We start from the raw sequence: 21,760 nt of genomic DNA, 5'->3' as shown, positions 1-21,760 counted from the left end.
CGGATTGAAATTCTTTTCATTAATGGCAGTTTTCACTGGTCAAATTCTGCTTTCTATGGTCATTTGTCAACTTAATACGAAAATAATTTGCAAGGATCGATCGATGTCCATCAAGCGTTATGGCACGGTTCAAAAAGGTGCCGGCGGTAAGCCCCTGCCCTTTGCGCGTGCCGTCGAAGCCGACGGTTGGCTCTATGTCTCGGGGCAGGTTGCCATGGAAAATGGCGAAGTCATCGATGGAAATATCGTCGCGCAGACGCACAAGACGATCGAGAATATGCTGGCGATTCTTAAAGAAGCCGGATACGGCGTTGAGCACGTGGTGCGCTGCGGCGTGTGGCTCGATGATCCGCGCGACTTCTGGACCTTCAATGCGATCTACCAGCAGTATTTCGGCGAACACCCGCCGGCAAGGGCCTGTGTTCAGTCGTCGATGATGGTCGATTGCAAGGTCGAAATCGACTGCGTAGCGTATAGGCCGAAGGACCAGTAGCGCAAACGACGGAGGGCGGGATGGACATTTTCTCGACATTGCAAGAAGAGAAGGCCAGGCTTTCGCCCTCGGAAAACCGCATCGCGGATATCCTCCTCAATGACTTCGAGTTTGCGGTCAACGCCTCGATCATCGAGCTTGCTGAAAAGGCCGATGTGTCGCCGCCGACGGTCACGCGCTTCTGCCGGCGATTAGGCTGCGAGAGCTTTTCCGATTTTAAGGTCCAGCTCGCAAGGACAGCCTATGTCGGTATGCGTTACCTGAAGCCGGAGCCCAAAAGCACCAACCCCGGTGATGTCGCGCAGGACATTATCACCAAGGCACAGAACGCACTTTTCCTGCTTCATCGTTCGCTGGACGTTGCTGCAATCGAACTGGCTGCTGAACGGCTTTCGCGCGCCGACATGATTTATGCCTTCGGCTCCGGCGGCAACTCGTCCATGATTGCCAGCGAATTGCAAAACCGCCTGTTTCGCTTCGGCTTGCATGTGACGGCAAGCTCCGACCATGGCATGCAATTGATGATGGCCGCTGCCGCCAAGTCGACCGACGTGTTGATCGGGTCGTCCTTCACCGGGCGAAACACCGAGCTCGTACGCGCTTTCGCGCTTGCGCGTGAGTCCAAGGTGACGACGATCGCGCTCACCCAGAGTAATAGCCCGGTCGCGCAAGTAGCGGAAATTGTTGTTCCTATCGACCTACAGGAAGGAAGCAATATCTTCCGGCCCACCTCGACGCGGATCGCCTATCTGGCTGTCGTCGATATTCTCGCCAGCCTCGTTGCTTACGCGATCCAACCAAAGGCCGCGGTGGCCCTGCGTCGCATCAAGCAACAGCTCGTTGCCCACCGCGATGGCGACGACCGGCAACTGCTCGGGGACTAACAATTCCATGCCAAAAAGGGATGCAAAATGACACAGACGGTAGCGATCGTAACCGGTGCTGCGGGCGATATTGGACGGGCTATTGCTGAGCGGCTTGCGGAAGATCACGATGTCATCCTGATGGTCGACATCGACGTTGCTGCCGCCGAGAAGGCCGCCCGCGCTTTGGGGCCAGTCGAGCACTTTGCCGCGCACGGCTGCGATGTGACCAGCGAAGCAAGCGTCGCGGAAATGGCAAAGCAGGCCGCCTCGTTTGGTTCGGTTCGTACGCTGGTCAACAATGCAGGGGCCGCACGCGCCGTCAGCCTCCACGATACCACGCCCGAGATTTGGAGGATGGACAATGCGCTTAATCTCGAGGCTGCCTTCTTGTGCTTCCGCGCCGTCGAAGGTCTGCTCGAGGCGTCGAAGGGCTCGGTTATCAACATCGCATCCGTCAACGGCATGAACGTCTTTGGCCACCCCGCCTATAGCGCAGCGAAGGCGGGATTGCTGCATTTCACCAAGTTGGTGGCGGTAGAATACGGAAAGCTCGGTATCCGTTCGAACGCAGTTGCGCCCGGCACTGTACGTACGCAGGCATGGGAGGCGCGTGCAGCCACTAACCCCAACGTCTTCGAAGAGGCTCGCCGCTGGTACCCGCTCCAGCGGGTCGTCGACCCTAGCGATGTCGCTAACGCCGTGGCGTTTCTTGCCGGACCGCAGGCTGCCGCGATTACCGGCGTCTGCTTGCCGGTGGATTGCGGGCTGACTGCCGGTCAGGCTGAGATCGCTCGGACATTCTCGCAGTCCGAGCACTATTAAGAGACATATTAAGAGAGGAACCGATATGACTTTGGCGCCTTTTCGCCTGGAGAGTTCGTGGCAGCCCGATGGTGGTCCGAACGGCCGCTTTAGCTTTTCCCTTTTCAATCTCTGCGAGGTCGCGCTTTCTGGCTTCACGCTGGTCTATACCTCGCTGACGCGCGTCATCGATGCGAAGGCTTGTGGGAACGCAACCTTTCTGCGTCGCAACGCCAATTTCCATGAGTTTGCTCCGCCGCAGGGCTTTCTTCTCGAGCCGGGAAAGAGCTGGACTTTTACGGTCAGCGGCCTGCACCGGCCGGCTCGCCATTGCACCGATGGTGCGAAGTCCGCCTATGTGACGCTTCAGGATGGCAAGCACATCACGGTTGCCGTTTCCGATTTGCTTCTTGAAGGACGCGTGAACGAGCCGCCGCCGGTCCTTCTTCCTGAAGGCAAGCTTTCACTGCCGTTCTCATTGCAGCCCTGGCCGGCGGAAATCGACGCCGAGCCAGGCTGGGATTTCCCCGTCGTTCTCTATCCCGCGGAAGGATCGTCGACAGACGATCTGCGGGCAGTCTCGACGGTGCTTTCCCTTTGCCATCGTCTGTTCGAGAGTGATCATGCGCCGTTCAATCTCGCTGCCTCGGCCCAGGGACGGCCCTTGCAGTTTCTGCTCGATACGACGGTTGCCCCTGAAGGCTACAAGCTCGGCTTCAAGGCCACGCGCATCACATTGTCATTTGCCGATGCCGCTGGGCGTCAATATGGACTGACGTCGCTTGCGCAGCTCTTGCATGGGGCTCGCAGCCAGCCGCAAACGTTTCGCTTTCCGGTCTCCGGTACGATTTCGGATCGGCCGCGATACGGCTGGCGCGGCTGCCATCTCGACGTTTCGCGTCAGTTCTATCCGACAGCCGACATCAAGCGGCTGATCGACATCCTCGCCTGGCTGAAGCTCAATATCTTCCATTGGCATCTGACCGACGACGAGGCATGGCGGCTGGAAATCAAGGCTTATCCCGAACTCACGACGACAGGCGTCCTTCGCGGTCCGGACGAGCCTCTCTTGCCGCAGCTTGGCAACGCTGCCGAACCTGTCGGCGGCTTCTACTCCCAGGTTGATGTGCGCGACATCGTCGGCCATGCTGCGGAATTGAACGTGGAGATCATCCCCGAAATTGATATCCCCGGTCATAGCACGGCGACGTTGACGGCACTGCCCGGTCTGACCGACGGCCAGGAAGCGCCGGAGAGCTATCATTCCGTACAGGGATATCCGAACAATGCGCTCAATCCCGCGGTGCCACTGACCTACGAATTTCTCGAAAAAGTGCTCGACGAGATGGTCGAGCTGTTTCCCTCCGCCTACCTCCACATCGGCGGTGACGAGGTGGCGAACGGTTCGTGGCTTGCCTCTCCGCTTGCCAAGGCATTGATGGAGAAGGAGGCAATCTCAGGCACGTTCGCACTGCAATCCCATTTCCTCAAGCGTGTGAAGGACATGCTGACGGCGCGCGGCCGTAAGCTCGCCGGTTGGAACGAAGTGGCGCATGGTGGCGGTGTTGCAGCCAAGGACACACTGCTGATGGCCTGGGAGAACCCGCAGGTTGGCATCGACCTGGCCAAGGAAGGCTACGAGGTCGTCATGACTCCCGGCCAGGCCTATTATCTCGACATGGTTCAGGCGGAGGCGTTTCAGGAGCCCGGCGCAAGTTGGGCCGGAACCGTGCCGCCGGCGCATACCTACGCCTATGAAGCTGAGGGCGACTTTCCGGAGGACCTGAAGGACAAGATGAAGGGCGTCCAGGCCTGCATCTGGTCGGAACATTTCCTGTCACGCGGCTACTTCAACCGGCTTGTTTTCCCACGCCTGCCGGCGATTGCCGAAGCCGCATGGACGCCACGGGCGATGAAGGACTGGAATCGCTTCGCTGCGATCGTGCCTCTGAGCCCGAAATTGTGAGGCCGAGAATGCGGATTGCAGTGGGCGGAATTCACACGGAATGCAGCACCTATTCGCCGGTGCTGATGACAGTCGAGGACTTTCGCGTTCTGCGCGGCGGGGATCTCCTGGCTTCGGACTACTTCGGGTTTTTGAAAGCCGATGGGGTTGAGCACCTACCGCTCTTGCATGCGCGCGCAGTGCCCGGGGGGCCGATCTCCAGGGTGGCGTACGCGGCATTCAAAACCGAGTTTCTTGACCGGCTGAAAGCTGCCTTGCCGCTCGAAGGCCTCTACCTTGCGATGCACGGCGCGATGAATGTCGAGGCAATGGACGACGCTGAGGGTGACTGGATTGCCGCTGCCCGCTCTGTCGTCGGTCCTGATTGCGTGATCGCAGCGAGTTATGATTTGCACGGCAATGTCAGCCAGAGGATCGTCGACCAGCTCGACATATTCGCGGCCTACCGGACCGCGCCGCACATCGATGTGCGCGAAACGATGGTGCGTGCATGGTCGCTGCTGGTGGATACCTTAAGATCGGGCACGCGGCCAGGGGTGGCCTGGGCTCCGGTGCCGGTTCTCTGGCCGGGCGAGCGAACGTCGAGCGAAGACGAGCCCGCAAGGCGCCTGTACAAAGCACTGTCTGCAATCGATCAGCGCGAGGGCATCCTCGATGCCAATTTGATGATCGGCTATGTGTGGGCGGATGAACCTCGGGCGACCGCCTGCGCAGTCGTCACAGCGACGGACAAGCAAGCGGCCGTCACAGCCGCAGAAGAGATCGCACTATCCTATTGGAATGCGCGCGACCACTTTGTCTTTGGTCCTGTTACCGGTCCGCTCGACGCCATGCTCGACATTGTGGTGAACGCCTCGACAGCACCTGTCATCCTGGCAGATTCCGGTGACAACCCGACAGGTGGCGGCGTTGGCGACCGGGCCGACGTGCTGAGAGCACTGCTGGCACGTGGACTTGAAGGAGCGCTGGTTGCCGGTATCACCGATCCACCGGCCGTCGCGGCATGCTTTGCAGCCGGCAAGGGTGCAAGGATCGGACTCCGCATCGGCGCAGCCCTCGACGTGTCGAGCTCGCCTGTCAAGATCGAAGCGGAAGTCCTTTTCCTCGATGACCCGGGCCCGGCCGCCGAGCGTCAGGCGGTCATAAGCACTGCGGGCATGACCGTGGTGCTCGCGGCACGGCGGCGTCCTTATCACAATATAGCGGATTTCGAGCGGCTCGGGCTCGATCCGAAGTCAGTGCGGGTGCTTGTGGTCAAGTCCGGTTATCTTTCCCCGGAACTGGCGCCGATCGCCAATCCGAACCTGATGGCATTGACCGGGGGCGTCGTGAACCAGGACATCGAAGGCTTGGTCAGTAACCGACGCGCTCGACCGATCTTCCCGTTCGATCGTAACTTCGAATACGAACCACATGTGCGCCTTTCGGCGCGCTGGCAAGACTGATCCATCGCTTAGCAGGCTTCGGCCTCACGCCAAAGCTGCCAAGGCGCCTTCATCCGCAATACCCGGTGACCTGTCGCCGCACGATACATGTCATGAGCCGTCTCCTCCCCGATGTTTTCCGCGACCCGACGATCCGGGTCAGCATGCTTGCTATCTTTGCGTTTGGCTTTGCCGGAGCGGCAACCTCGCCGTACCAATCGGTTATTGGCATTCGCGAATTGGGTCTGAGCAACACCCTCTACTCGGCGCTGATATTTGCCGCCGCAGCCGTCAACGTCACCGTGAGCATTCTCCTTGGCAATCTCGCGGACCGACTTGGCGAGTATCGGTCGCTGATGGTGACGGTCGCCGTCTTTGGTATCTTCGGTTACGGCGCGGTCTACCTCTTTCCCGCGCAGGCAACGTTCGTCGTCAGTGCCTTGTTGCTGCTGCCGATCTACAACGCACTCAATTCCCTGCTCTTCGCCAATGTACGCGCCACTACCAACGGGATGCCACGCGGCGACGTGGCAACGGTGAACTCAGGTGTGCGGGCGATGATCTCGCTCTCCTGGGTACTTGTGCCGGGCCTTGTCGGAATATTTCTGTCGCGATCGACAAGCATGCTGCCGGCCTATCTCTTTGCGAGCCTCGCCTGCATGGTGTGTCTTGGCCTGATCGCAGCCTTCCTGCCGCGCCAGAACGGCACGGACAAGGCGGCCACACACCATCTTTCCTATCTTGCTGCGCTTGCAGAAGTCATCTCGCCACGTGTCTTCATTCGTGTGATCGCGGTGTCGCTGATCAGCAGCACTCTTCATGTTAACGGCGCCATCCTGCCGCTGATCGTTACCGGAGCCGCGCATGGGACCGTTGGCGATGTCGGGATCATGGTCGGCATCGTCGCCTTCCTCGAAGTCGTCTTTATCGTCGTCTGGGGCCGTGCCCAACGGATCATGAACCCCGTCACGGCCCTGGCGATCGGTACGATCATCTACGTCGTCTACCTCGTACTGCTCGGCCTTGCGTCCGCGCCATGGCATGCTTATGCGTTGACGCTCGTCAGTGGAATCGGCGCCGCGGCGCTCATCAGCATCCCGATCACCTATCTGCAGGATCTGATTGCTGAGCGGCCGGGTCTCGGCAGTGCGCTGATATCCGTCAACATTTTCCTGAGCGCGGGGCTGAGCGCGCTCCTCTTTGCGATCGGCACCGGCCTCGGCGGCGGCTATTCCGGAACGGCAATCATCGGTGCTGTGGCCGGCCTCTCGGGCCTTTTTCTGCTGCTCTTCTTCGATGGAACCAAACGACGGCGCTGAGACGATCAATGTTTTAACCGTCAGCCACGTCACCGAAAATGCCCGCCGCGAGACCGGCGGCGGGCATCTGCTCTCAGGCTCGGGAGAGAGTATGAGCCTCAGATGTTGGCGAGCAGCTCGTTGATGCGCTGTTCCATGTCGGAGAGGGCTGCGTCGATCTCCTTCTGACCGGTGATCGCTGCGCTCATTTCCTGGCCGATGATGTCCTGGATCGCGAACTGGCGCTGGACGGTGGACGGAAGCGGCGTGCCGAGCGTGGCGATCGCCGAAATCGTGTCGCGATGCGGTAGGGCCTTGAACTGATCAGAATTCAACACCGCCTTGACGGCCGGCAAATGGCCGGTGCGTGACCAGTCGAAATCGTTGTCATGGAAGAACTTCAAGAACTTCCCGATGGCAGCGGTCTGTTCCTCGGATCGGTCCTTTTGCGAGACGGCCCAGCTGTGGCCGTCGGCGTATTGCGCCTTCTTGCCCGGGAAGAGCTGCGGATAGGGATAGACGGCATAGCCGCCGGCGTTGAGCGCTGTGCCGGACTTTTCCGATGATGCCGTGTAGTCACCGATGACCCAGGTCCCGTTCAGGTGAACACCGCCTTCGCCTGCGAGGAAGGCGTTGATGCCAGCGGCGTAGTCCAGATCCTTGGTCGTGTAGCCGTTGTCGTAGACCGCCTTGTACATCTCAAGGACCTTCCTGGCCTCGGGCGTATTGATCTTGACCTGCTTCGGATCGGCAAAGAAGTCTGAATTCTGCTGGAACAGGTAAGTGTAGAGGTTGCGCGTATAAAGCGCGACTTCATTGGCGAGATTCTGGACGAAGTAAGGCTTGCCGGTCTTTTCCTTGAATTGCTTAGCCTGAGCCAAGAGCTCGTCGACGCTCGTCGGCAGCTTCGGCGTGCCGTCGGCATTGACGAGATCGGCCTTTTTGAAGAGGTCCATGTTGATGTGATACAGCATGGTCCAGTTGTCGATCGGCAGACCGTAGATCTTTCCGTCCTTGGTCACGCCATTCAAGCTGGCGTCGGTAAAGTCAGTGGCCGCAACACCGACGGACTTCAGCACCTCGTCGAGCGGCATCAGCAGGCCCTTGGCCTGATAATCGGCGAGCACCGATTGGTGGATGGTGACAATGTCAGGCGGATCGCCGGCGGCGAACTGTGCGGTTAGCTGATCGTAGCCTGGCCATTCGACGGTCGTCACCGTCACATGCACATCCGGATTGTCCGCGTTGAACTTGTTGATGAGCGAGGTGATGATGCCGCATTCGCCAACGGCCTTGCTGACGTCGGTGTTGGTACCGAAATCGGCGTCGCAAGCCCCGAAGAAGCGCTGCACCGTCAGTTCGGTGGTGGCAAAGGCCGGACTTGCGCCGGCAAGCGCGATCACCGAGGCCGCCGCCAGCATGTATTTTCTCAAAGTATGTGTCATTTCCATCTCCTCCTCATTGGATCTGCGACCCTTGGCTAGGCCCCCTCCCCGGGAGCCGGTTTCGACGTCAGCGCACGGCGGCGCCAGACACTGCCGTGACGATGTATTTCTGGAAGAACAGGTAGAGAACGAGGATCGGGGCGCCGGCGAAGACCGCTTGCGACATCAGAAAGCCGAGACCTTCCGACTGCGCAAAATTGGTCTGCGTCGAGGCGATACCGATCGTCAGAGTATACATTTCCTTCCTGGTGCCGGAGATCAGCGGCCAGAGATAATCGTTCCAGGCACCAAGGAAGGTGAAGATGCCGAGCGTCGCCTGCGCGGGAACCGTCAACGGCAGCAGCACCTTCCAGAAGATCTTGAAACGGCTGGCATTGTCCAGCAGTGCTGCCTCGTCGAGTTCCTTCGGGATGGCCCTGAAATACTGCGTCATCAGGAACACGCCGAAGGGTGCCGACAATCCTGGCAGGATCAGACCGTGATAGGTGTTGTGAAACTTCAGCCAGGAGAAAATCTGATGACGAGCGATGAGCACCGCCTGCTCAGGGATCGCAAGTCCGAGCAACACGATGATGAAGAGCGTGTTACGGAACGGAAAGTTCAGACGTGCGAAGCCGTAGCCTGCAAGCGACGAGAGGCAAAGCGTGAAGATCGTCAAGCCGCCGGCAACGATGATGCTGTTCAATATCCAGCGGAATACCGACGATGTTGCCAGGATATTGATATAGTTGTTGATCGTGTAAGGCGCATGGAAGACGGAGTTCATGTCCGCCATCAGCTCCTTGTTGTCCTTGAGGGATAGTCCGATCACCCACAGCACCGGCGCCATCATGATCAGTGCGCAGACAAGTGCCAGGAGAAGAACCACGCGATCACCGCTCGAGCGGCCGACCATGTTTCCACCGGATAAAGCGCTCATCCTTCTTCTCCTTTGCGTCGCGAGATGAAGTACTGCGCCATCGCAGCAATCAGGATCAGTATGAAGAGGATTTCAGAGGCGGCGGCACCGAGACCGAGGTCCCACTGCCTGAACGCAGCTTCGTAGATGTAAAGCACGATAGGCTTCGACACGTTGTTCGGGCCACCGAGCGTCATCAGCTTTGCCTGGCCAAAGAGCTGGAACTGCAGCACGACCTGGATGATCAGCACGAGCACGAAAGTCCGCCGGATCGAAGGGAGCGTGATGTACCAGAGCGTTCGCCAGCGGCTGGCATTGTCGAGGGCCGCTGCTTCATAGATTTCTGCCGGCACCTGCTGCAGTGCCGAGAGAAAGAGCATCATTGGCAGGCCGATGCACCACCAGACAGTGGCAATCGCTATGCCGATCATGGCGAGGTTCGGGTCGGACAAAAAGGCCGGCGCTGGCACGCCGAACCAACCGTAGATGGTGGCAAGCAGGCCGAAGTTGCCGATAAAGACGATACGCCATATCAGCGTGACGATTGTCACGGACAGGACGGAGGACGAGAAATAGACGACGCGCAGCGCGGCTGCCATTTTCGTCTTTCGGTTCAGGGCGAGCGCCAAAAGCAGACCCAAGATAGCAAGCGTCGGCACTGTCAGAAGCACGAAGTAGAAGGTATTGCCGACGGCCTGGATGAAGACCCTGTCTCTGAAGAGCCGGATGTAATTATCGACCCCGACGAAGCGGCCGACGCCGAAGGCGTCAGCCTTGTGAAGGCTGAGCCAGATGCCCCAGAACAGCGGCACGACAAGCAAGGTCACGAAAAAGAAGAGGTAGGGCGCCACGAAGAGTGCGTTTCGCCAGAGTGGCGCATTGATGTTCTGCACTTTCTGCCGGGCAGTGATGCCAGCGGCAGACCGGGCGGAGGAAAGTGCCGCCTCAGCCATGACCGGCCTCCTCATTGTGCCAGGCGTGACCGGCATCATCAAAGAGATGCGCGCGACTTCCATCGAGCACCAGTGCCACCTCGTCGCCGATCATGACGCGACTGTTGCCGATGTCCTCGGCAACGACTGCGCTGCCATCCTTGAGACGGGTATAGAGAAGCGTCCGGTCGCCGAGGCGTTCCAATACATCCACCTTCCCCGTCGTCGTTGCTGCGACGCCATTGGCGAGCTTGACGGCCTCGGCACGGATGCCGAGCGAATGTTCGCCGGCCTTGACCCCACCTGCACGGATCGCCGTCTGCAATTGCGTGCCATCCGGAAGTTTGGCACGCAGGAAACCATTTTCTTCCGAGAGGCCGACGGACAGGAAGTTCATGGTCGGCGACCCGACAAAGGTGGCGACGAAACGACTTGCCGGGCGTGAATAGATCTCCATCGGCGTGCCGATCTGCTCGATCTTCCGATTGTTCATCACGACGATGCGATCGGCCAGCGTCATGGCCTCGATCTGGTCGTGCGTGACAAAGATCATTGTCGATCTGACCCGATGGCGCAGCTGTGCAAGCTCGACGCGGGTGCGAACGCGCAGCGCCGCATCGAGGTTCGATAGCGGCTCGTCGAAGAGGAAGGCCTTTGGTTCCTTGACGATCGCGCGGCCAATGGCGACACGCTGACGCTGACCGCCGGAAAGTTGGCCCGGCTTGCGCTCCAAGAGGTGGCCGATCTCGAGCATGCGAGCCGCCTCTGCAATGCGCGCGGAGATCACATCGGCCGAAACGTTGATGTTGCGCAATCCGAAGGCCATGTTGTCGGCCACCGTCATATGCGGATAGAGTGCATAGGACTGGAACACCATGGCGATGTCGCGCTGGCCGGGCGGCAGTGTATCGATGCGCTCGCCATTGATTGAGATCGTCCCGCCATCCACACTTTCAAGGCCCGCGATCATGCGAAGAAGCGTAGACTTGCCGCACCCGGAAGGGCCAAGGAAAACCAGGAATTCGTTCGCCTTGATTGACAACGACAAGCCGTCCAAGACGGTCATCGAGCCATAGCGCTTGGTGACATTCTGGATTTCAATATTGGCGGTCATCCGACTGCTCCTGAATTGCAGGCGGAACCCGAAATACCGATATGAACACGCAGATGGCATGCTTCCACCGAAAGAGCGTCCGCTATGACAAACGGACCTCCCTCAGTCAGTGATAGTGCCAAAACAGAAGCGCTCGCTCCCATCTTTTCCTCCCAGTGGCACGTCAAGACCGGTGTGCTGACGTTAAATCATACAATTGCTTTGTCAACATATCGTTTGATACGTATCCGAAAACAGGATTTAGATTACACTTGCAGGCGGATCATCCGGTAGGAGAGCGGCGCGATCTTTGCGCTGAGCTTGCCGTCGACGATGCTTGAACCGGTCACGGCCCTCGGCACGACATTGTCGGGCTTATCGGCGGTGTTGGTGATGTTGAGATCGCTATGCGCGACGACCTGGTCGTCGATCACCCGCAGCATACCGAATTCGAGCAGGCTGGCGTCGAGATCGAGCGTCTCCGTGCCATGGCGGTTGACGATGAAGAAGGTCACCGTCTTCTTGTCCGCATCATGCACGGCTGAGACGTCGAGATAGGGAACATCGCCTAGATCGTCGACCTTGTAGGTCGGGCTGTCGACCATCAGCTTCAGTGCCGTCCCGCGTCCGTAGACGGAGGCGAAATAGTACGGATAGAAGATCGTCTGGCGCCATGCCGGACCACCCGGGATCGTCATGATCGGAGCGATTACGTTGATGAGCTGCGCCAAGCAGGCAATCTTGACGACATCCGCACGGTTGATGAAGGTGTTGAGAATGCAGCCGACCTGCAGCACGTCCTCGAAGTTATAGTCATCCTCCAGGAGGGCCGGCGCATGCGGCCAACCATTTGCGCCGGCAAGCGTTGCCTTGTCGCGCTCCTTAGAGTGGTACCAGACATTCCATTCGTCGAACGAGATGTATACGTTCTTGGAGGAGCGCTTCTTCGCCTTGACGTAGTCGATTACGCCTGCGACCGTTCCGATGTAATTGTCGAGCTCGATACTACGAGCGAGATAGTTGGCCGTGTTTTTGGCACGGTTTTCGAAATACATATGCAGCGAGATGTAGTCGACCTCATTGTAGGTGTGGTCGAGCACGGTTGCTTCCCATTCCGGATAGGTCGGCATATGTGCGTTCGACGACCCGCAGACGACGAGTTCGAGCGAGTTGTCGAAGGCGCGCATGGCCTTGGCAGTCTCATGCGCTAGCCGGCCATACTCGTCCGCCGTCTTGTGGCCGATCTGCCAAGGGCCGTCCATCTCGTTGCCGAGGCACCAGAGTTTGACGTCCCAGGGCTGGCTGCGGCCATTGGCAATGCGCTTGTCGCTCCACTCGCTGCCGCCGGAATGATTGACGTATTCGAGGAAGTTGCGCGCCTCATCGAGGCCGCGCGAGCCGAGGTTGACGGCAAGCATCATCTCGGTGTTGGCCGACGTGCACCAATCGGCAAACTCGTGGATGCCGACCTGATTGCTCTCGCAGGTGTGCCAAGCAAGATCGAGGCGCGTCGGGCGGCTTTCCTTGGGGCCAATGCCGTCTTCCCAATTGTAGGCAGACACGAAATTGCCACCGGGGTAGCGCACGATCGGAACATTCAGTTCCTTGACGAGCTCGATGACATCCTTGCGCATGCCGCTTTCGTCAGCAGTCGCATGATCAGGCTCGTAGATGCCGGTATAAACGGCACGACCGAGGTGCTCGATGAATGAGCCATAAAGGCGCGGATCGATGTCAGAGATCGTGTATTTACTGTGCGCTGTAACCGCAGCCCTCATGGTGTCCTCCACTGTATCGTCTTTTGTGATTTATATCACAATTTGAGATCAATAAAGCGGAACCCCGAGGCGCGGTCAAGCGTAAAATTCAGAAAATCGGATAGACTCATCGAGTCTTCAGGCGCAGCAGAATGTCCTGATCGTAGTTGCCGAAGCCGCGGCCAAAGATGTTGATGCCACCGGGATGCTTGGCGTCGTCGCGCACACCGATGCGCAGACGGACTGAATGGTGTTCGTCCAGCTTCAGATCGGCAAGGGTTACATCGGAAATGCGCAATCCATCGACGAAAGCGCCATCGTCATTGATGCGGAAGTTCTTCAGTTTGCCGTACTGCGAACCCTTCAGCTTCCACCAGTCGGGCGTGAAAACCCCACGTTTGTCGCCAAAATCACCCGGAGACGTCCAGGTTCCGATATCGGTACCGTTGACCGCGAGGGTGATGTCGGAGGGCCAGTCGGCGCTGGTGCCAGGAACCTCGGAACTCAGTTCCATCACGAACTCAATCTCGCGGATGCTGGTATTCGTCAGTCGCGCGTTGTTGGGAAACTGATACTCGACGTAGCCTCGCGTGAACCAAATGAGCCCGGCTTTCATCCGGTCCGGATCGAGGAATGTATTGGGAACGTCGAGTAGCCCGATGATGCCATCGGCTGAACAGAGCCCGCAAGGCGCCGTCACTTCGAAGCTCGTATAGAGCCCAAGCGGCATCGACACCTCGATCGCGTCCGGTTTGGTTTCCTTGATTTCGTTCTTGAAGACGACGAGAATCTCATCGTAAACGCTACGGCAGACCTTCTGGTTGCCCTTGCGTGCCTTCTGGGTTTCCGTCTGGATCAGCCCGGCCTCTTCGAGCATCTGCACGTTGGTCGATACGCTGGACTGCGGCAGGTCAAGTATATCAGCAATTTCGTTGACGTTCATCGCCCCCCTCTCGTGCAGGAGCTTCAATACGGCGATGCGAGCCGGAGATGCGAGCCCTTTGAGGATAGGCATCCCCTCTTCTGGCTCGACGACAAGAAAGTTGCGGCTCATGGGACTCCGATCTACGACAACACAATCGTTGTTTTATATCAGAAAATGTGATGTTATCAATTGGACGATCGCGATTGATTGATCAGAAGCGACCACAGGCGTGTTCTGCAGGAAAACGCATCAGGGCGGGCCTCCAGGCAACTCTATCTGCCTGGGCTGTCTTGCGTCGGCCTGGGACATGAAGCGGCTTGAATACGCAAAGCGCCTTGCTGCGCGCTGCCGTATGAGGCGAGGTTACGGGCGCGTGCGCTGCGGAGGCAAGTCACACGGATCAGGACGGGGCCGCCATTGAACGGTTAGCCGAAGTCTCCGAGCGATGCGGCGATGTCTGCGATGGAGCGGAAGAGCACGAACCAATCATCCTTCGAAGGTGTGAAACCTCGCCGCCGCCAAAATTTCAGCGGCTTCGTCGTCGATGGCGTTGACCATCAAGGCCCGAACGCTGGAGGGCGTGCTTGACCAGACCCGCGCCAATGCCGCACCCCGCCCATGCCGTGACGGCAGCGAGTTGACCGAGAAGCAGGCAGGGAACCGGATCGGGTGGTTGGCCCGTGCGAATTGAGCGCGGCAAGATAGAGGCAACCACAGCTGTAGGGGCAAGGCCACAACATCCGACCACCAGGCCGGCTTCGTGGACTACGAGAACGGCCGTGAAGCCCTTTTGCTGATTGGTGAGCGCGCGCGTCTTCAACCAGCGATCGAGCGTGGGTTTTCCGCAGGAGAAGTTAGAAACGTCATGCGTGGTGGTAAGCGCGCGAGCCGATGGCGAGACGTCTTACCGCTTCGCCACGTAGCCAGGTTCCAAAGGCGCGGGCCGCCTGGCAAGCTCCACCATCTCGGGACCTGGGGCTGCCTTACGAGATAGGACTTCCATAAATTCGGCGAATCCTTCAGGGCTCATGCGAACCAGCACCTGCTCCATGACGACTTCCTACACAAAATGCGCTAGCCGCCGACCACCTGAAGGGCCTTATCCGAGTGGAATCTTGCTGTTCCCTTGCCACTGGATTTGGCCAGGTAGAGCGCCTGATCGGCCTTCTGTAACAAATCGGCGCCTTCTCGTCCGTCGGTGGGCGAGACTGCGATACCGATGCTGACACCGATTTCGACGACAGTGTCCGTCACCCTGTAGGGGGATCGCAAAGTCTCGATGATCCTGCTTGCACGTGTCCGCAACTCGTCACGGTTTGTCAGCCCCGGCATCACCACCACAAATTCATCGCCCCCGAGGCGGGCCGCCGTATCCTGCTCGCGAAGGAGCGATCGCAACCGCTCCGCGACCTGACAGAGAAGCTCATCGCCGGCCGCATGGCCGTGCCCGTCATTGACCGCTTTGAAGCCATCCAGATCAAGATACATGAGGGCTACGCCCGGCTGGCGGCTTTTCAGATGGCCAATGAGGCGATCCAGGCGATCAAGCAGCAGCACGCGATTGGGCAAGCCCGTAAGTGCGTCGCGCATGGCGCGCGCCTCGCTGCTGCGGATCAGCCGTGCCGCCTCTCCCGAATAGCGAAGTACGAATACCGACAGAGCCACGAAGGCGCATAAGGTGATGACAAGAATCGGTCCGGCCGTTCGCAAGAGCGCATCACCGGGACGCGCAGGATCCCAGGCCAGATAGCGGGCCGTCGCCTTTATCTCGTCGGAAAAGCGGATTCGCGCACGAGGGTCTACACTCTCGTCATCAATATCGGCAAGTCTCAGATTGGGCAGCAGATAGGTATTTCCAAGGTCGGCCAGGCGGGCTGCGGTCAAGACGTCCACAAACACAACCAGATAGCCCGTATCCTGAGGCCGTGTCTTGTCAACGAAAGGACGCAGGGGCGCTACCGCCACCATAGCGAGTTCATTTCCGGCGCTGACCAGGCCAAACGTCGCGCTGACGCGATCGCCGCCACGAGTGCGCGCAACAATCTCGTTGAAGCCGTTCGATAACAGAGACCGGGCATCCACCGCCCCGCCTTTTTTATCGACATAAGAGTAAACGGTGCGATTTTCTGGATCCAGCACGAACGACATTGCTAAGCCGTAGCTATCCTCGCCGGCGTGGCCGATATTGCCGTCGATCCAGGGAAAATCGAAGTTATCGACGATTGCAACGACGGCTTCATCCCAATGGCCATAATCTGACGCTCCCTTGGCAAGGGCTTTGCCGTGAACGTCAATTGCGGCACGCGCCAATCGTGCCTGTTCACTGATCGCGGTCTTCGTCTGAAAGTTTGCGAGCCAGATCAAACCGCCAGCCGAACCAACGAGCAGCAGTGCGGTCAGCAGCACAAGTGGCAGAATGACCCTGAAGAAGAATTGCCGGGTGGCATCGATTTGTCTGGGCATTTTTCTCAACGAACAGCGTTTCTTGCGCGGAAGGTCGCCGCGCAATCCAAAAACCCGGCGCTCTTGGCTTGTGTGACCACCCGCCATTTGCAGATGACCTATGCACGCGCTTAATTTAGAAGTCGTGAAGAAAGAGCCTCAGTTTCAATCTTTCTCGTGCCAATTTTTCACTGAGATTGCGCGCGAGCAATCCGTGCACCTTTCCTTCGGGGTCGCCAAATACCATCGAAGTCGAGTGAGTTGGCGCAGTTGCGGGGCTGACTGTGTTCCACACCATGCCGATAGAGGCAACCGAGGCCCGGTCATCGTCTGGGGAAAGGAACTATTCCTTTGCCGGTTTCCAGCGGCTTTGGCGGACGTTTTCACGTTCGCACCGCACTGCAGCCGGCGATCTGTCCGCCGGTCAGGCGCAGGGTGGCGGGGGCGAATTCGTCACCAAAGCGCTCTGCTTTTAGAGCGGGAGCGTTGAAATCAGACGTAAGCAACCCGCTCGCCGAATTCGCTGTCGTCATCAAAGTTCTTGGTTCCGATGCGGTCACCTTCACCAGAGAGCCTTGGCGGCTGGCCGCCGCCCTGCTGGCCAGAGGCTGTATTCGAAGACTTCTCCAGTTTGGCCAATTTTGCCTCAAGCGTTGAAATGTCGCCTTGCAGTGCTTGCGCTTCGTTCTGGTCCTTCGTGCTGGCAAGTTCGGCCTTCTTGCTGGCGATCTCTTGCTTGATGCTCGCTGCATCGTCCGACGAAGATGAAGAAGCTGATGTCGAAAGCAACGTTGTCGATGTCGACGAATTCGAAATAGCGGTGACCATACGACCCTCGTTATAGGCGACTTGCACCTCTCTACTTCGCGCTGCCTTACTAGCAAGTAAAAAAGTACCAAACGGTACCGGTTTTCGTACGCGACATGTTTGGATGTTGCTGCGTCTAGACATTTACCCTTGATCACCATCAAGCGCGGCTTACCAGATAGCCGACAGATCTTAGAGACCGTTTGACAACGGGGCGGAAATTTGAGGCGGCCCGTGGTTCAAGCTTCTGATGTGGAAAACAACGAATTGGGCGTAGATGGCTGTCGGTGTTGGGTTGCCTCAAACGTCCTTTGTTAGACGAGGCGACACCTTGCAGATTGAAACGACACCTTGGAGATTGGAAACATGGCCCTCAAGCGGATGGACAATGTCGGAATCGTCGTCGAAGACCTCGGCGGGACGATTGATTTCTTTCGCGAACTTGGCCTCGAGCTCGAAGGACGGGCCGTGATCGAAGGAGAATGGGCCGGACGTGTCACGGGACTGGGCGATCAGCAGGTCGAGATTGCCATGATGCGCACACCGGACGGCCACAGCCGGCTCGAGCTTTCCCGCTTCATCAGGCCGCCTGTCGTCGCAGATCACCGGAAAGCCCCGGTTAACGCCCTAGGCTACCTCCGCGTCATGTTCGCAGTGGACGACATCGACGAGACGCTTGAACGGCTCCGCACGCGCGGCGCGCAGCTCGTAGGCGAAGTGGTCCAGTATAAAGACGCGTATCGGCTCTGCTACATCCGTGGGCCTGAAGGGATTCTCATCGGACTCGCCCAAGAACTCTGCTGAGCGCAGTAAGGCGTCTATTCCGCCCATTCGACATCGGCGGTAAAGGCAATGGTGAGCCAGCGATTGGCACTCTCGTCGCCGATTGCCGCACCGATTTCGTCGCGCAGCGCATCCCATTCCTCCACCGTCTTGGGCGGCAGGCCCTCTGGAACGATGAAGTAGCGCTCAATCTGCGTCGCGCGGCCGACGCGAGCGACATAGGCGCGGTAGGAGAGGAAACCAAGGCGGCGAACCGTCTCCAATGCAACCTCATCGACATGGTCCTTCAGATCGGCCGGCGCGATCAGCAGGATTTCCGTCAGCGCCTTCCAGACGGTGCCGATCGGAAGCGGGATCATCACCAGGCAGACGAGCGTCAGGACGACCGGATCGACATAATTGGCGACCCAGGCAGCGGGCGTCGGTTGGACGGCAAGGCCGACCAGAAAAGCAATCAGCAATGCGAGCGCGATCCCGCCGGACATGATCCAGGCCGTGATATCGAGCGATATGAAATTCGATTGCAGGCTGCGGTTCAGCCTGATGCCCATTCCGGCCATGGCCACACAGACGAGCAATGTCGCCGCGCAATAGGCGATCGCGACACCGAAATGCAGTTCGTGACCGCCGTTGAGGATACTGATGATCGCGTTGATCAGCGCATAGACTGCCACCGTCATGAGCAGGCAGCCGTTGAGCATGAGGACGATCGGTTCCAGGTGCCAGAAGCCCATGGTGAAGCGGTTGCGAATTCTGCCGGAGAGCGCATCGGTCTGCGCCGACTTGACGATCAGGCTCGAAACCCACAGCGCGAGCCCCGTCATTGCCGCGTCCGCCAGCGAATAGACGCCATCGAAGGCGATGGAAAACGAGCCCGACAATATGCCGAAGACGACACCGAGCGCAGCAACCACAACCGTGGCAGCGATCGAAATGCGTAAAAAACCCTGCTCACTCCACATCCGCATTTCCCCCACGATGGCACGGCACCGCATTCGTTCTATCGTTTCCGGACCGATGGTGAAGACGTCCGGAGCCATTCGGACCCGTCGCCTGCTTTGTTGTGCGTTGACCGACGCGCCGCCCTCATGCAGTCTTATCTTATGGTCAAGGGTGTCCTTCTTGACGTTTCCGGCGTGCTGCTCGACGGCGACAGGGTTTTGCCGGGAGCAGCACAGTGTATCGTGAGCCTTGAATCGGCCGGCCTGCCTGTCCGGTTCGTGACCAATACGACGCGGCAATCCAAACGCCAACTTGCGCAACATCTCCGATCTCATGGCATCGAGGTTGAGCTGCACAGACTGTTCGCCCCCGCTGCGGCTGCCTGTGCTTGGCTGAAAAAGAACGGATACGCGCCGCATCTGCTGGTTCATCCGGACCTTGAAGAGGATTTCGCCGAGTGCAGCACCTCGGGTCCCTGCGCTGTCGTCATCGGTGATGCTGCACAAGCCTTCGGCTATGACAGTCTGAACGCGGCCTTCCGCAAGCTGCAGAAGGGTGCGCCATTCCTGGCACTGGCCCGCAATCGCGCTTTCAAGGATCACGACGGCCTTTTGAGCCTGGACGCGGGCGCCTTCGTCGAGGCGCTCGAATATGCCGCCGGCACCAAAGCCATTCTGTTTGGCAAGCCGTCTCGAGATTTCTTCACCGCAGCGGTGGAAAGCATGGGCTGCCGCCCGCACGATGTCGCCATGGTAGGGGACGACGTCGAGAGCGATGTTGCCGGAGCACTTAGGGCGGGGATCGGCGCGGGTATCCTGGTTCGAACGGGGAAATACCGCGCCGGAGACGAGAGGCAGGTCGAACCACGACCGACGGCTATCGTCGCAAGTATCGAGGAGGCCACCCAGCTCATCCTGGGAATGTCTGCTAAGGGCGATTGACATCAACGCAGCCTGCCGGCGCTGTCTGGTTTGACACGCGACGAGGCCGGTGTCGCAGGCGTGCCGATCGTCACAGTGGCCGGGGGAGAGATCGGCGAGCAACATGTCGGCCTGAAGGGGACGATGAATGTGTTGTTCCTCGAGAACCTTGCGGCCAAGACGCATCGCGGCCTTCGGGGCCCATGTCGAAGACGGCAGGTCCGGCGGCCTGTGCTTCGCTACAAGGTCCTCAAGCAGTTCGACGCTGCGCGGTGCCGGTCAGGAGAGACTGCGAGATCGACGAGGCCGAGGCCAATGTCGAGCAGCGCTGCCCGCGCTACCAGGCCGGAAACGGATCTTCGAGTGCGGACCAGTCCTGCGGATCGGCGCTGGCCAGACAACCGTCCAACGCGACACGGACGCCTGTCTCGTCCATGTCCACACCGATGAACACGAGCTCCTGGCGACGATCGCCCCAGACGCTGTCCCACTGGCTCTTCAGATGCTCATGAAACTGCGTATGGCTCGGCCAATCTTGCCAAGGAACGGCCGCCCACCAGAGCCCCATGGGTTCGCAGCGCCGCTGCACGCCGGCAGCCGACATGAGCCCCACATGACGCGGGCGCGTGGCAAGCCAGAAATGGCCCTTGGCGCGAATTACGCCCGGCCAGGGCTCATCCAGGAATGCTCGAAACCGCATCGGATCGAAGGGACGTCTTGTGCGGTACACAAAGCTCGACACCCCGTATTCCTCTGTCTCCGGAACATGGGCGCCTGAGCTGTACAGCTCCTTGTGCCACAGCGGGTGCGCAGCCGCTTTCGCCTCATCGAAGAGGCCGGTGTTGAGGACGCTCGCAAGAGGAATCCTGCCGAAATCGGTTTCCACCTGGCGCGCATCCGGATTGAGTGCAGCGACCACCTTGCGGACCTCGGCGCGAATTTCCTCGGTCGTGTCCGAAATCTTGTTGATCACCACAACATCGGCAAATTCGATCTGGTCGACCAAGAGATCAACAAATGTCCGCCGGTCCTGACTGTCCCGCTCCAGGCCACGGTCACGCAGGAGATCGGCGCTACTGTAGTCGGCTAAAAGGCTCGCAGCGTCGACTACGGTGATCATCGTGTCAAGTTTCGCAAAATCGGAGAGGGAAACCCCGTTCTCGTCGCGGAACGAAAAGGTTGCCGCGATAGGGCGTGGCTCCGCAATGCCAGTCCCTTCGATCAACAGATAGTCGTATCGCGCGTCCTCGGCCAGTCGCCGCACTTCCGTCAAGAGGTCGTTCCGCAGGGTGCAGCATATGCAGCCATTGCTCAGCTCAACCAATGTCTCCGTCGTATGCGACAGGTTGCAGCCGCCATCTCGAATGAGACTGGCGTCTATATTCACCTCACTCATGTCGTTGACAATGACGGCAACCCGCAGACCCTCGCGATTGGCCAGCACGTGGCTGAGAAGCGCTGTCTTGCCAGCCCCGAGAAAACCGGCAAGCACGGTCACCGGTAGCCTTTCTGTCCTGTTCATCGTCATCCCTTTAATGTCGCCCTTCGGAACGACGTTGCCACCGCAAGAATCTGCTTTGTATCACTCGCGTCCGGAGCCTACCCGTAATCTCGTCCGATGCCTCATGCGGCGAGCTGCGGCCGGAAGACCACATCGGCCCAGTAGTTCGCTGAATCGAAGGTGCTCGTCGGGAAGAGACCCGCGGTGGCGGACCCGCCGTAGGCATAAACGCCGTTGCCACCGGCGGCGGCACTTGACAGGGCCGTCAGCGGACCGCTGGTGACGCCGCTGGTGAAAAAGCCATCGGTCGCCACATAGGCGCCGGTCGTGTGGTAGGAGGCGACATAGGTGGTGTTGGCGGTGATCGTGACGGGGGTCGCGAAGTTCACCGTCTGCCACCCGCTCGCCGAGGTGTTGGTGAAGGTGGCAGTGGCGAGCTTGGTGCCTGCGGTGGTCCACAGGTCGAC

At 59.1% G+C, this 21,760-nt stretch carries 19 protein-coding genes and 1 pseudogene; 8 read left to right on the top strand and 12 right to left on the bottom strand.

The window, feature by feature from the left end; genetic code table 11:
• The first annotated feature begins 103 nt into the window (after positions 1–103).
• The 6 genes from FHX09_RS27475 to FHX09_RS27450 all read left to right on the top strand — a co-directional run bounded on the left by FHX09_RS27475 (position 104) and on the right by FHX09_RS27450 (position 6,869).
• The gene (locus FHX09_RS27475; protein WP_132589590.1) at positions 104–493 is read left to right on the top strand and encodes a RidA family protein; all 390 of its coding nucleotides are present in this window, start codon (positions 104–106) and stop codon (positions 491–493) included.
• A gap of 20 nt (positions 494–513) precedes the next feature.
• Complete coding sequence (locus FHX09_RS27470; protein ID WP_132589588.1) at positions 514–1,377, top strand: MurR/RpiR family transcriptional regulator; 864 nt, start codon at positions 514–516, stop codon at positions 1,375–1,377.
• Between the two features lie 27 nt (positions 1,378–1,404).
• Positions 1,405–2,181, top strand: a complete 777-nt coding sequence (locus FHX09_RS27465; protein WP_132589586.1) for an SDR family oxidoreductase — start codon at positions 1,405–1,407, stop codon at positions 2,179–2,181.
• Between the two features lie 25 nt (positions 2,182–2,206).
• Positions 2,207–4,126, top strand: a complete 1,920-nt coding sequence (locus tag FHX09_RS27460) for a beta-N-acetylhexosaminidase (protein ID WP_184450943.1) — start codon at positions 2,207–2,209, stop codon at positions 4,124–4,126.
• 8 nt (positions 4,127–4,134) lie between these two features.
• Positions 4,135–5,571 carry a M81 family metallopeptidase gene (locus FHX09_RS27455; RefSeq protein ID WP_184450942.1) on the top strand — a complete coding sequence of 479 codons (1,437 nt, stop codon included), beginning with the start codon at positions 4,135–4,137 and terminating at the stop codon, positions 5,569–5,571.
• 92 nt (positions 5,572–5,663) lie between these two features.
• A complete protein-coding gene (locus tag FHX09_RS27450; RefSeq protein ID WP_132589580.1) occupies positions 5,664–6,869 on the top strand; it encodes an MFS transporter in 1,206 nt (401 codons plus the stop codon).
• Positions 6,870–6,967: 98 nt separating this feature from the next.
• Here FHX09_RS27450 and FHX09_RS27445 read toward each other — a convergent pair whose 3' ends face one another.
• The 9 genes and pseudogenes from FHX09_RS27445 to FHX09_RS27410 all read right to left on the bottom strand — a co-directional run bounded on the left by FHX09_RS27445 (position 6,968) and on the right by FHX09_RS27410 (position 17,291).
• Positions 6,968–8,293, bottom strand: a complete 1,326-nt coding sequence (locus FHX09_RS27445) for an extracellular solute-binding protein (RefSeq protein ID WP_132589578.1) — start codon at positions 8,291–8,293, stop codon at positions 6,968–6,970.
• A gap of 67 nt (positions 8,294–8,360) precedes the next feature.
• A complete protein-coding gene (locus FHX09_RS27440) occupies positions 8,361–9,212 on the bottom strand; it encodes a carbohydrate ABC transporter permease (RefSeq protein WP_132589576.1) in 852 nt (283 codons plus the stop codon).
• Positions 9,209–10,144, bottom strand: a complete 936-nt coding sequence (locus FHX09_RS27435) for a sugar ABC transporter permease (protein ID WP_132589574.1) — start codon at positions 10,142–10,144, stop codon at positions 9,209–9,211. The genes FHX09_RS27440 and FHX09_RS27435 overlap by 4 nt, the downstream gene beginning before the upstream one ends.
• Entirely contained in the window at positions 10,137–11,237 is a 1,101-nt protein-coding gene (gene ugpC / locus FHX09_RS27430; protein ID WP_132589572.1) for a sn-glycerol-3-phosphate ABC transporter ATP-binding protein UgpC, read from the bottom strand. The genes FHX09_RS27435 and ugpC overlap by 8 nt, the downstream gene beginning before the upstream one ends.
• Positions 11,238–11,482: 245 nt before the next feature.
• Positions 11,483–12,994 (bottom strand): alpha-N-arabinofuranosidase, encoded by a 1,512-nt coding sequence (locus tag FHX09_RS27425; RefSeq protein WP_184450940.1) that lies wholly within the window; start codon positions 12,992–12,994, stop codon positions 11,483–11,485.
• Positions 12,995–13,100: 106 nt separating this feature from the next.
• Positions 13,101–14,027 (bottom strand): helix-turn-helix domain-containing protein, encoded by a 927-nt coding sequence (locus tag FHX09_RS27420; RefSeq protein WP_132589568.1) that lies wholly within the window; start codon positions 14,025–14,027, stop codon positions 13,101–13,103.
• A gap of 296 nt (positions 14,028–14,323) precedes the next feature.
• Positions 14,324–14,766 (bottom strand): annotated as a pseudogene (locus tag FHX09_RS30180) (N-acetyltransferase); the annotation flags it as partial.
• A gap of 206 nt (positions 14,767–14,972) precedes the next feature.
• Positions 14,973–16,361, bottom strand: coding sequence for a diguanylate cyclase (locus FHX09_RS27415; RefSeq protein ID WP_184450938.1), 1,389 nt, complete (start codon positions 16,359–16,361; stop codon positions 14,973–14,975).
• A 471-nt stretch (positions 16,362–16,832) separates the two neighbouring features.
• A complete protein-coding gene (locus tag FHX09_RS27410) occupies positions 16,833–17,291 on the bottom strand; it encodes a hypothetical protein (RefSeq protein ID WP_245505438.1) in 459 nt (152 codons plus the stop codon).
• Between the two features lie 222 nt (positions 17,292–17,513).
• On the opposite strand from FHX09_RS27410, the gene FHX09_RS27405 reads away from it, so the two are divergent.
• Positions 17,514–17,951 carry a VOC family protein gene (locus FHX09_RS27405; protein ID WP_132589564.1) on the top strand — a complete coding sequence of 146 codons (438 nt, stop codon included), beginning with the start codon at positions 17,514–17,516 and terminating at the stop codon, positions 17,949–17,951.
• A 14-nt stretch (positions 17,952–17,965) separates the two neighbouring features.
• On the opposite strand, the gene FHX09_RS27400 is transcribed toward FHX09_RS27405, so the two are convergent.
• Entirely contained in the window at positions 17,966–18,892 is a 927-nt protein-coding gene (locus tag FHX09_RS27400) for a cation transporter (protein ID WP_184450933.1), read from the bottom strand.
• Positions 18,893–19,018: 126 nt separating this feature from the next.
• On the opposite strand from FHX09_RS27400, the gene FHX09_RS27395 reads away from it, so the two are divergent.
• A complete protein-coding gene (locus tag FHX09_RS27395; RefSeq protein WP_132589560.1) occupies positions 19,019–19,813 on the top strand; it encodes a TIGR01458 family HAD-type hydrolase in 795 nt (264 codons plus the stop codon).
• A 316-nt stretch (positions 19,814–20,129) separates the two neighbouring features.
• On the opposite strand, the gene FHX09_RS27390 is transcribed toward FHX09_RS27395, so the two are convergent.
• Positions 20,130–21,314 (bottom strand): GTP-binding protein, encoded by a 1,185-nt coding sequence (locus tag FHX09_RS27390; protein ID WP_132589558.1) that lies wholly within the window; start codon positions 21,312–21,314, stop codon positions 20,130–20,132.
• A 101-nt stretch (positions 21,315–21,415) separates the two neighbouring features.
• Positions 21,416–21,760, bottom strand: a 345-nt coding sequence (locus FHX09_RS27385) for a DUF4082 domain-containing protein (RefSeq protein WP_184450932.1), incomplete at its 5' end; no start/stop codon positions are given.

The sequence above is a fragment of the Rhizobium sp. BK538 genome (assembly GCF_014197575.1).
Classification (GTDB): Bacteria; Pseudomonadota; Alphaproteobacteria; order Rhizobiales; family Rhizobiaceae; genus Rhizobium.
This window is presented reverse-complemented; position numbering and strand designations above follow the sequence as displayed.

Bases quoted from the DNA above. Each gene is read 5' to 3' on its own strand.
- FHX09_RS27475 (WP_132589590.1), top strand. From the start codon at position 104: ATGTCCATCAAGCGTTATGGCACGGTTCAAAAAGGTGCCGGCGGTAAG.
- FHX09_RS27470 (WP_132589588.1), top strand. From the start codon at position 514: ATGGACATTTTCTCGACATTGCAAGAAGAGAAGGCCAGGCTTTCGCCC.
- FHX09_RS27465 (WP_132589586.1), top strand. From the start codon at position 1,405: ATGACACAGACGGTAGCGATCGTAACCGGTGCTGCGGGCGATATTGGA.
- FHX09_RS27460 (WP_184450943.1), top strand. From the start codon at position 2,207: ATGACTTTGGCGCCTTTTCGCCTGGAGAGTTCGTGGCAGCCCGATGGT.
- FHX09_RS27455 (WP_184450942.1), top strand. From the start codon at position 4,135: ATGCGGATTGCAGTGGGCGGAATTCACACGGAATGCAGCACCTATTCG.
- FHX09_RS27450 (WP_132589580.1), top strand. From the start codon at position 5,664: ATGAGCCGTCTCCTCCCCGATGTTTTCCGCGACCCGACGATCCGGGTC.
- FHX09_RS27445 (WP_132589578.1), bottom strand. From the start codon at position 8,293: ATGACACATACTTTGAGAAAATACATGCTGGCGGCGGCCTCGGTGATC.
- FHX09_RS27440 (WP_132589576.1), bottom strand. From the start codon at position 9,212: ATGAGCGCTTTATCCGGTGGAAACATGGTCGGCCGCTCGAGCGGTGAT.
- FHX09_RS27435 (WP_132589574.1), bottom strand. From the start codon at position 10,144: ATGGCTGAGGCGGCACTTTCCTCCGCCCGGTCTGCCGCTGGCATCACT.
- ugpC (WP_132589572.1), bottom strand. From the start codon at position 11,237: ATGACCGCCAATATTGAAATCCAGAATGTCACCAAGCGCTATGGCTCG.
- FHX09_RS27425 (WP_184450940.1), bottom strand. From the start codon at position 12,994: ATGAGGGCTGCGGTTACAGCGCACAGTAAATACACGATCTCTGACATC.
- FHX09_RS27420 (WP_132589568.1), bottom strand. From the start codon at position 14,027: ATGAGCCGCAACTTTCTTGTCGTCGAGCCAGAAGAGGGGATGCCTATC.
- FHX09_RS27415 (WP_184450938.1), bottom strand. From the start codon at position 16,361: ATGCCCAGACAAATCGATGCCACCCGGCAATTCTTCTTCAGGGTCATT.
- FHX09_RS27410 (WP_245505438.1), bottom strand. From the start codon at position 17,291: ATGTCTAGACGCAGCAACATCCAAACATGTCGCGTACGAAAACCGGTA.
- FHX09_RS27405 (WP_132589564.1), top strand. From the start codon at position 17,514: ATGGCCCTCAAGCGGATGGACAATGTCGGAATCGTCGTCGAAGACCTC.
- FHX09_RS27400 (WP_184450933.1), bottom strand. From the start codon at position 18,892: ATGTGGAGTGAGCAGGGTTTTTTACGCATTTCGATCGCTGCCACGGTT.
- FHX09_RS27395 (WP_132589560.1), top strand. From the start codon at position 19,019: ATGCAGTCTTATCTTATGGTCAAGGGTGTCCTTCTTGACGTTTCCGGC.
- FHX09_RS27390 (WP_132589558.1), bottom strand. From the start codon at position 21,314: ATGAACAGGACAGAAAGGCTACCGGTGACCGTGCTTGCCGGTTTTCTC.